The following is a 1,358-nucleotide window of genomic DNA, read 5'->3' as shown; positions in this document are numbered from 1 at the left end:
ACTGGACCGACGAGCCGTATCGCTGGCATGTGAACGACGGCGAGGAGGTGTTCGCGGTGCTCGACGGCCGCGTCGAGATGCGCTACCGCGAAGCGGGCGTCGAGCACGCGACGGTGCTCGAAACGGGCGACGTCTTCCATGCGACGGTCGGCACCGAGCACGTCGCGCATCCGCTCGGCGCCGCGCGCATCCTCGTGATCGAAACCGAAGGCAGCGTCTGACGGCGGGCGTCGGGGTCTCGATGTCGCGCGGCTGACGAGCGCCGTCGCGCGGCGAAGGTCACCCCGAGATCGTCCCGGTTGCCTGCGAGGGGATCAGTTTCGGTAGCGGCGTGCACTGGCACTGGCACAGGTCGTGTTCGAGCGCGACGACCTTGCCCATCACGGTCATCGTGCGCTCGCCGCCGTCCGATACGATCACGCCCGGCGACTTGCACGCCGCGCAGAACACGGCTGCGCCGAGATACGCGAGTTCGCGCCCGTCGAACGACGAATTGGCGATCCCTTCGAGCACGACGCCGCCGTGATCGGTCGTGTCGCCCTTCAGAATGAATTTGCGGCTCATGATGTCGGTTCTTCCCTCGGAAACGCCGCGCAACGCAACCGCGCACGGGCATCGTGAAACCGCCCGTCGGTCGCGGGCGTCCCGCGAGCATATCACCGCTCGCCGCGGCCGCGACACGTGCCTTCCGCATCGGCCGGTCGCTCCATCAGGTATTCGCCGCGCATGGCGATTCGGCGCCACGGCGTGTTCACGCGCCGCGATGCGCCGAACCCGATCGCCTGCGGCTACCCGATCCACTGTTCCGTCGAGGCTCGTGCCGGCACGATCGCGCGACGTTGCCATGGCGACAGGGACGCATCCGGTTCGGCATGCCGTCGCATCGATAATGTCTGATGCTTTAACCCAAAAATTAGCCTAGATTTTCGTACAATTACTAAATACAAATACATCAAAAAGTTTTAATGGCAATTCGCCTCGAATCATTCATTCGACGCCCCTCACATCTCAAAGCCCATCATTCTCCGGCCGTTCGCATACCCGATAAATACGCGGCTCCACAATAAACATTCATGAAAACAGGCCGTTAAAATCAAGCAAGCCGATAGATAGAATTCAATCAACGCTTTCTGTTTATCGATAAAAAAATGGATGAACTCCTACCGATGCGACTATTCGTCAAGGTCGCCGAACTTCGCAGTTTCGCGCGCGCCGCCACGGAACTGAACATCTCCAACTCGTCGGCCACCCGCCTCGTCATGAGCATCGAGGACCGGCTCGGCGCACGCCTGCTGAATCGCACCACCCGCAGCCTGTCGCTGACCGACGCAGGCCACCTCTATCTGGCGCAGATACGT

Annotated in this window: 3 protein-coding genes; 2 read left to right on the top strand and 1 reads right to left on the bottom strand. The window is 61.7% G+C overall.

Annotated features, from left to right (window positions below; all coding sequences use genetic code 11):
* On the top strand, window positions 1-221 hold a 221-nt coding region (locus JMF90_RS37285), incomplete at its 5' end, for a cupin domain-containing protein (RefSeq protein ID WP_201326361.1).
* Window positions 222-279: 58 nt separating this feature from the next.
* Here the strand turns inward: JMF90_RS37285 and JMF90_RS37280 are convergent.
* Window positions 280-564: a PAAR domain-containing protein gene (locus tag JMF90_RS37280; protein ID WP_006477906.1), complete on the bottom strand. Its 285-nt coding sequence runs from the start codon at window positions 562-564 to the stop codon at window positions 280-282.
* A gap of 584 nt (window positions 565-1,148) precedes the next feature.
* Between JMF90_RS37280 and JMF90_RS37275 the strand changes: the two genes are divergently transcribed.
* A partial coding sequence (locus JMF90_RS37275; RefSeq protein ID WP_201326360.1) for a LysR family transcriptional regulator occupies window positions 1,149-1,358 on the top strand: 210 nt, incomplete at its 3' end.

The sequence above is a fragment of the Burkholderia sp. E168m23 genome (assembly GCF_016586125.1).
Lineage (GTDB): Bacteria > Pseudomonadota > Gammaproteobacteria > Burkholderiales > Burkholderiaceae > Burkholderia > Burkholderia orbicola.
This window is presented reverse-complemented; position numbering and strand designations above follow the sequence as displayed.

What these genes read in the sequence shown, in the direction of transcription:
- JMF90_RS37280 (WP_006477906.1), bottom strand. Translation starts at nt 564, where the DNA reads ATGAGCCGCAAATTCATTCTGAAGGGCGACACGACCGATCACGGCGGC.